Origin of the sequence: Aeromicrobium piscarium (assembly GCF_007421815.1) — a bacterium.
Taxonomy (GTDB): Bacteria; Actinomycetota; Actinomycetes; order Propionibacteriales; family Nocardioidaceae; genus Aeromicrobium; species Aeromicrobium piscarium.
Map to the genome: position 1 here is coordinate 37,006 of NZ_VLNT01000021.1, position 7,063 is coordinate 44,068.

A 7,063-nucleotide genomic window follows, 5' to 3' on the forward strand; every position below is an offset into this window, starting at 1 on the left:
TCGATCGGCCATGAGACCGGGAGAGACGACATGCGCAAGACCACCAAGGGAGCACTGGCCGCGGGAGCGGCCGCGGCACTGCTGATCGGGGGCGCCGGGACGTTGGCGTACTGGACGGCCGAGGACTCGGCCGATGGCGGCCCGGTCGCCTCGGGCAACCTCACCCTCGCCTCGAATGACGACTGCGACACCTGGGTCTACGCCGCCGGGAGCGCTTCGGCGGGTGAGACCGTGACGGCCTTCGTGCCCGGTGACGTCGTGACCACCACCTGCAGCTTCGCCGTGGGTGCGACGGGGGACAACCTCGCCGCCACCGTGGACGTACCTGACAGCCTCGAGTTCACGGTGCCGGCCGATGCGGCATCTTTCGCCGCCGATGTCGACGCCTCCTTCACCCTCGGCGGCGCCGCCCTCGCCGACGATGCCACGATCACCGAGGACAACGACGGCGACGTCTTGGCGGCCACCTTCCTGGTCGAGTTCCCCTATGGCGACGCCACTGCGGTCAATGTCGACGACATGCAGGACATCACCGCCACGCTCGACACCTTGACGGTGACGTTGACCCAGGTCGATCCGAACCCCTGAGCCCATGGCAGCCCACCGCCGCCCGGCGACCGTCAGGGCCGCCGTGCTCCTGGTCCTCGCCTGGATGGGGATCCTCGGCGCGACCGTGGCTCTCCTGGCCGCCGTGGTGGTTCCCCGACTGGCAGGTGCGACACCTTACGCGGTCCTCACGTCGTCGATGGAGCCGACGCTGCCACCGGGAACCCTGGTGGTGGCGCGGCCCGTCGCAACCGATGACATCGGGGTGGGCGATGTCATCACCTATCAGCTGGCCTCGGGCCGGGTGCTGACGGCGACCCACCGGGTGACCGCCATCGAGCAGCGACTGGACGGTGACCGCAGCCTCGTGACACAGGGCGATGCGAATCCCGTGGCCGACCCCGAGCCGGTGCGCCCGGTCCAGGTGCGCGGAGAGCTCTGGTATGCCGTCCCGTATCTCGGCTACGCACATCGCTGGCTCACGGGCGCCCAGCGGGCCACGTTGACCCTCGTGATCGTGGGCGGGCTGTCGGTCTACGCCCTGGCGATGTTCGCCGGTGCCTGGCGGGATCGTGCCCGATCGCGGCCGGTGTCCCGATGACGCCCCTCCTCGGGGCGGCTGCGGTGTTGTCCACGTTGCTGCTCCCGACGATGCCGGCGCCGGATATCGAGTTGTCCCCCGGCGGCGGCAGCGCCACGATGACGGAGCCATTGTTCGATCCCGAGGCGCGGTGGGTCCCCGGCGATATCTGGGAGACGAGCATGGTGGTGCGCAACGCCGGTCCGACGGCCGCTAGTGCGCGTTTCCAGGTCCTCGTGGAAGGCGACGAGCATCTCTACGGCGAGGGGATGCTGTGGTTGGATGCGCGCATCGACGGTGGCCCGTGGCGAACAGTCGAATGGTCCACGTGGACACCGGGAGGGACCCTCGAGGCGGGTGAGAGCATTCCGGTCGAGCTACGGGGTTTCTTCCACGAGGGCGCCACGAACAGGCACCAGGACAGCAGCGTCGACCTGGAGGTGGTGTGGCAGGCCGCCGGGCCGCGCGCCGGCGCGGGCACCGTGATCTCGCCCTGGTGGATCGTGCTCGGCTTGTTCGCCGCCTCTCTCGGCGCCTGGGCCCGCCGTCTGAGGGAGGAGCGATGATGACCGCTGAGCAGCGCCCTCGACGGTTGGCCGTCCTCGTCTGGGTCAGCGGCGTGGTGCTGATGCTCGCCGTCGGCGTGGGCGGCACGATGGCGTTCTGGAGTGACGAGGCGACGGTCGAGACCGGGAGCCTCGCCGCTGGGCGGCTCGATGTCACGCTCAACGGAGAGCTGGCCGGGGAGGGAGGCGTGCTCGTCGATACACAGTTCCAGATCGCGGATCTGGTCCCCGGTGAGAGCTTCGCGCGGGTCATCGCGGTCGGCAACGGCGGAACGGTGCCCCTCGACTACACGATGACCGGGTCGACATCGGGAACCCTGGGGGCCGCCCTGCGCTGGACCGTCGTCCCCGGCGGAAGCGCGACCAATGCGGGGACCGTCGCGGGCGGCAACCGGGCGGGCAGCTGCACCGGAGGCTCGAGCACGTATCCGAGTGCGGCGATCAGCGGTTCGGCCACCAGCCCGACCGGCGTCATCGCCACCCCTCGTCCGCTGGCGGTCGGCGCCAGCGAACAGGTCTGCGTGATCGTCGCCCTCGACGCGAACGCGGCCTCCACGCTGCAGGAAGCCACCGCCACCGCTCGTTTCGTCATCACCGGCATCCAACGAGGTGCGCCATGAGGCGACGCTGGAAGCTCGCGACGGCCGGAACCGCGGCCGCCGTCGTGGCGACGACCAGCGCGGCCTCGGCGGCCTGGACCGATACCGCCACCCTCGACACCGAGTCGATCGGCGCCCACCAGGTCGTGGCCCAGGAGGCACCCACGTGCGAGAACAAAGGAGGTCTGCTCGGTCTGCTCGGCTACGCCGAGCTCTCCTGGAGCCATGTGGATCCTCGCTACGAGTACTCCTGGGAAGCGCGGCGAGTGAACACCGGCGCCCGGATCGGCGGTGGGGTCGTCACGCCCGCGGCGGATGCGGTCGCGCCGGTCACCGCCGATGTCACCCCTACCCTGCTCGACCTCGGCGGCTTGGCCGGACTGCAGATCGACATCCTCGTCTCCGCGCGCCTGAGAGGAAGCCCGTCGTGGACGGCTCCCGCGACCACGACCCGGGTCCGCTCGGTCAATCTCCTCGTCGTGGGCCTGAGCATCCGCTGCGGGGCCGGATAACACGACGAAGGGCCGGACCCCAGGGGATCCGGCCCTTCGTCATCGAGCTGAATGCTCAGCGCTCCTCGTCACCGGCGCAGGCCGCTTTGCAGCTGACGTGAGTGCTCAGCGCTCCTCATCACCGCGGATGAAGGCTTCGAGCTTGGCGCGGCCTTCGGTGTCCTCGCGCTGCACCGGCGGGCTCTTCATCAGGTACGACGAGGCCGAGATCAGCGGGCCGCCGATACCGCGATCCTTGGCGATCTTGGCCGCGCGGATCGCGTCGATGATGATGCCGGCCGAGTTCGGCGAATCCCACACCTCGAGCTTGTACTCCAGGTTCAGCGGAACATCGCCGAAGGCGCGTCCCTCGAGGCGCACGTAGGCCCACTTGCGGTCATCGAGCCAGGCGACATAGTCCGACGGGCCGATGTGCACGTTCTTGTCATCGATCTTGCCGGCGAGGGAGCCGTGCAGGTTCGACGTCACGGCCTGGGTCTTGGAGACCTTCTTGGACTCCAGCCGCTCGCGCTCCAACATGTTCTTGAAGTCCATGTTGCCGCCGACGTTCAGCTGGTAGGTGCGATCCAGCGAGACGCCGCGGTCCTCGAACAGCTTCGCCATGACGCGGTGCGTGATGGTGGCACCGACCTGGCTCTTGATGTCGTCGCCGATGATCGGCACGCCGGCGGCCTCGAACTTGGCAGCCCACTCCGGGTCCGAGGCGATGAAGACCGGCAGCGCGTTGACGAAGGCGACACCCGCGTCGATCGCGCACTGCGCATAGAACTTGTCGGCCTCCTCCGAACCCACCGGGAGGTACGACACCAGCACGTCGGCGCCGGTCTCCTTGAGGACCTGCACGACGTCCACGGGATCGCCGTCGGCCTCCTCGATCGTCTCGGAGTAGTACTTGCCCAGACCGTCGAGGGTGTGACCGCGCTGCACCGTGACACCCGTCGGGGGGACGTCGGTGATCTTGATGGTGTTGTTCTCGCTGGCCTGCGTGGCCTCGGCGAGATCGAAGCCGACCTTCTTGGCGTCGACGTCGAAAGCGGCCACGAACTCGATGTCGCGCACGTGGTAGTCGCCGAACTGCACGTGCATGAGCCCGGGGACGGTTCCGGCCGGATCAGCGTTCTTGTAGTACTCGACGCCCTGGATCAGGGACGTGGCGCAGTTTCCCACGCCCACGATCGCTACGCGTACCGAACTCATGGGTCCTCACTTCTTCTTGTTTCGGGTGGTTTCCCGGCGGCCCGCGGGAGGCAGGTCGCCGTCATTGGTCTGGTCGGCCGCGGCCCGCTCGCGTTCGATCAGCTCGGTGAGCCAGGTGATCTCGCGCTGCACGGACTCCAGGCCGTGACGCTGTAGCTCGGCGGTGTACGCATCCATGCGTTCACGTCCGCGCTGCGCGGCGTTCTTGACCGTGTCGAGCCGCTCCTCCAGGCGGCTGCGCCGCCCCTCGAGGATGCGGACCCGGATCGAGGAGGTGGTCCGCGAGAACAGGGCGAATCGCACCCCGAAGTTCTCGTCGTCCCACGCGCTCGGGCCGGTGTCCTCCAACAGCTCGGCCAGGTGCTCCTTGCCGTCGGCGGTCAGTCGATAGGTGATCTTGGTCCGGCGACCACTGGAGGCGTCCTCGTCGGCGACGATGTATCCCGCGCGCCCCAACTGCTTGAGGCAGGGGTAGAGCGTTCCGTACGACAACAGACGCGTCCAGCCCAGCAGCGCGTTGACCTGCTTGCGCAGCTCGTACCCGTGCATGGGTGAGTCGGCGAGCAGACCGAGCACGGCCAGCTCCAAGGCGACTCCACGACGAGACACGATCGACTTCCTTCATTCACTGACGACTGGTTATATCGAAACGATACATCGAGCCGCGACGTTCGTCAGCCTCCCCCCGGGGGTGATTCTTGGAACTTGAGGCGCGACACGGCACACTGGGACGCTGGTGGCGCGTGCCCTGCTGCCGTACGAAGGGATAGGTACGTGGCGACGAATCGCAAGAAGGACTCCCAGAAGCGCGGGCTGTTCCGTCGGATCGGCGGCAACGGCCCGTGGCCGGTCAAGGTCATCCGCTGGCTGCTGTTGTTGGCCGTCCTGGGATTCCTGGCCGGTGCCGCGGCCTTCGCGACGGCCTACGCGGTCGTCAAGATCCCCGACCCCAATGCGGACTTCCAGACGCAGACCACCGACGTCTACTTCTCCGACGGCTCCACGAAGATCGGGTCCTTCGCCACACAGGACCGCATCATGGTCGACTACGATGAGATCGCCGAACCGATGCGGGCGGCCGCCGTCGCCGCCGAGGACCGGACCTTCTGGGACAACCGGGGCATCGACCTGCGCGGCATCGTGCGCGCCCTGCGCGACAACACCTCCAGTGGTGAGATCACCGGCGGCGGGTCCACGATCACGCAGCAGTACGTCAAGATCCTCTACCTCACACAGGACCAGACGTACACGCGCAAGGCCAAAGAGGCGATCCTCTCGATCAAGGTCGATCGGCAGCTCTCCAAGCGGGAGATCCTCGAGGGCTATCTCAACACCATCTACTTCGGCAACGGCGCCTACGGTGTGGAGGTCGCGGCCAATAACTACTTCGGCAAGTCGGCGGCCGAGCTCTCGGTTCCCGAGTCCGCCTATCTCGCCACGGTCGTCAACAGCCCCACCTACTACAACCCGTACACCGAGGGTGCGGCCGAGCGCATCCTGCCGCGCTACAACTACGTCCTCGACGGCATGGCCAAGGCCGGTGACATCACCGCCGAGGAGGCAGCCGAGTTCGCGGATCAGCTCCCGGCCTTCCAGGAGCCGAGCGAGAGCAACGACTACCAGGGCCCCAACGGTCACCTGCTGCAGCTCGTCAAGACGCAGATGACCAATCTGCAGTTCACCGACTATGAGATCAACGGCGGTGGTCTGGACATCATCACGACCTTCGACGCGGGGATGCAGAATGCCGCGGTCGAGGCGGTGAACCAGGTTCGTCCGGAGGGTCTCGACGAGCTCAACGAGTCCCTCGTCTCGGTGGAGCCGGGGAGCGGAGCCGTGCGGGCGATGTACGGCGGACCGGACTATCTCGGCGAGGGCGAGCGGGCCAGCCTGAACTGGGCGACCGAGCTGGTGCAGCCGGGCTCGACCTTCAAGGCCTTCGCGGTCGTCGCGGCGCTCGAGAACGGGTACAGCCTGCGCACGCTGCTCAACGGCAACTCGCCGTTGCAGGTCGGCAACGACACGATCGTCAACCAGGGCGACAGCGGTGGTCAGTCCTATGGTCGTGTCTCGCTGGACCAGGCCACCGCGAACTCCGTCAACACCGCCTTCGTCGATCTCACCGATCAGATGGAGGAGGGCCCGCAGCGGATCCTCGACGCCGCCAAGCAGTCGGGCATCCCGCAGGCCACCCTCGACCGGATCGAGCCGGTGATCGGTGTCTCGCTGGGCTATGAGGGCGTGCGGCCGGTCGACATGGCGAATGCCTACGCGACCTTCGCGTCCGGCGGCCAGCGTGCCGAGTGGTACGTCATCGAGCGGGTGGTCAACTCCCAGGGCGAGCCGCAGTACGAACATGAGGTGTCCACCAGCCAGGCGATGTCCGAGGGCGTGGCCGGCGACACCGTGCAGGCGCTCCAGTCGGTCGTGCGGCGAGGTTCCGGCACGAGCGCCCAGACGCAGTGCCCCACGGCGGGCAAGACCGGCACCGCGACCGCCACGGACGCCAGCGGCGGTGGCGAGCGGGTGTCGTCCTCCTGGTTCATCGGCATGACGCCCAAGCTCGTGACGGCCGTGACGTTCAGCCGCGGCGTCGGCAATGAGCAGCTTCGTGGGTATCTGAACCCGTTCTTCGGCGGCACCTACCCGGCGCAGACCTTCGGGGCGTTCCAGCGTCAGGTGATCGATCCGAGCGACTGCGGTGAGTTCCCGGCGCCCGGCAATATCCAGGCCTCGCAGGGCCAGCTCTACACCCCGCCGCCGCCGGAGCCGGAACCCGAGCCCGAACCGGAACCCGAGCCCGAACCCGAGCCGGAGCCCGAACCCGAGCCGGAGCCCACCGAGGAGCCCTCGCCCGAGCCCACCGACCCGGGCGACGGCGGTGACGACGATGGACCCGGGGTTCCCACGGTCCCGGTCCCGAGCGGCTGGACCCGCGACTGACAGTGATGATGTGGGTGAGCCCCGCAGCGGTCGTCCTGACTCAGCGACTGACTGACTGAGGGTCTTTAACGGGATCTGTCGGTCGATCCGCTGCGGGGCTCGTGTGCACTCACCAGACGA

Annotated in this window: 8 protein-coding genes; 6 read left to right on the forward strand and 2 right to left on the reverse strand. The window is 68.1% G+C overall.

Going from position 1 to position 7,063, the window contains the following annotated elements; translation table 11 throughout:
- Nucleotides 1-30 precede the first annotated feature (30 nt).
- Genes FNM00_RS16605 through FNM00_RS16625 form a run of 5 tightly spaced genes read left to right on the forward strand, consistent with a single transcriptional unit; the run spans nt 31 to nt 2,803 of the window.
- Nucleotides 31-588, forward strand: coding sequence for an alternate-type signal peptide domain-containing protein (locus FNM00_RS16605; protein WP_143914658.1), 558 nt, complete (start codon nt 31-33; stop codon nt 586-588).
- A 4-nt stretch (nt 589-592) separates the two neighbouring features.
- Nucleotides 593-1,147 carry a signal peptidase I gene (locus FNM00_RS16610; RefSeq protein ID WP_143914659.1) on the forward strand — a complete coding sequence of 185 codons (555 nt, stop codon included), beginning with the start codon at nt 593-595 and terminating at the stop codon, nt 1,145-1,147.
- The gene (locus FNM00_RS16615) at nt 1,144-1,692 is read left to right on the forward strand and encodes a hypothetical protein (RefSeq protein ID WP_143914660.1); all 549 of its coding nucleotides are present in this window, start codon (nt 1,144-1,146) and stop codon (nt 1,690-1,692) included. The genes FNM00_RS16610 and FNM00_RS16615 overlap by 4 nt, the downstream gene beginning before the upstream one ends.
- A complete protein-coding gene (locus tag FNM00_RS16620) occupies nt 1,692-2,312 on the forward strand; it encodes a TasA family protein (RefSeq protein WP_185973206.1) in 621 nt (206 codons plus the stop codon). Before FNM00_RS16615 ends, FNM00_RS16620 begins: the two co-directional genes overlap by 1 nt.
- On the forward strand, nt 2,309-2,803 hold the full coding sequence (locus tag FNM00_RS16625) for a hypothetical protein (RefSeq protein WP_143914662.1): 495 nt from the start codon (nt 2,309-2,311) through the stop codon (nt 2,801-2,803). The genes FNM00_RS16620 and FNM00_RS16625 overlap by 4 nt, the downstream gene beginning before the upstream one ends.
- Nucleotides 2,804-2,908: 105 nt before the next feature.
- Here FNM00_RS16625 and FNM00_RS16630 read toward each other — a convergent pair whose 3' ends face one another.
- Nucleotides 2,909-4,000 carry an inositol-3-phosphate synthase gene (locus FNM00_RS16630; RefSeq protein ID WP_143914663.1) on the reverse strand — a complete coding sequence of 364 codons (1,092 nt, stop codon included), beginning with the start codon at nt 3,998-4,000 and terminating at the stop codon, nt 2,909-2,911.
- Nucleotides 4,001-4,006: 6 nt separating this feature from the next.
- Entirely contained in the window at nt 4,007-4,609 is a 603-nt protein-coding gene (locus FNM00_RS16635) for a PadR family transcriptional regulator (RefSeq protein ID WP_143914664.1), read from the reverse strand.
- Nucleotides 4,610-4,774: 165 nt separating this feature from the next.
- On the opposite strand from FNM00_RS16635, the gene FNM00_RS16640 reads away from it, so the two are divergent.
- Entirely contained in the window at nt 4,775-6,943 is a 2,169-nt protein-coding gene (locus FNM00_RS16640) for a transglycosylase domain-containing protein (RefSeq protein WP_143914665.1), read from the forward strand.
- Nucleotides 6,944-7,063: the final 120 nt, after the last annotated feature.

Coding starts and splice junctions, on each gene's coding strand:
- FNM00_RS16605 (WP_143914658.1), top strand. CDS start 31: ATGCGCAAGACCACCAAGGGAGCACTGGCCGCGGGAGCGGCCGCGGCA.
- FNM00_RS16620 (WP_185973206.1), top strand. CDS start 1,692: ATGACCGCTGAGCAGCGCCCTCGACGGTTGGCCGTCCTCGTCTGGGTC.
- FNM00_RS16615 (WP_143914660.1), top strand. CDS start 1,144: ATGACGCCCCTCCTCGGGGCGGCTGCGGTGTTGTCCACGTTGCTGCTC.
- FNM00_RS16610 (WP_143914659.1), top strand. CDS start 593: ATGGCAGCCCACCGCCGCCCGGCGACCGTCAGGGCCGCCGTGCTCCTG.
- FNM00_RS16630 (WP_143914663.1), bottom strand. CDS start 4,000: ATGAGTTCGGTACGCGTAGCGATCGTGGGCGTGGGAAACTGCGCCACG.
- FNM00_RS16625 (WP_143914662.1), top strand. CDS start 2,309: ATGAGGCGACGCTGGAAGCTCGCGACGGCCGGAACCGCGGCCGCCGTC.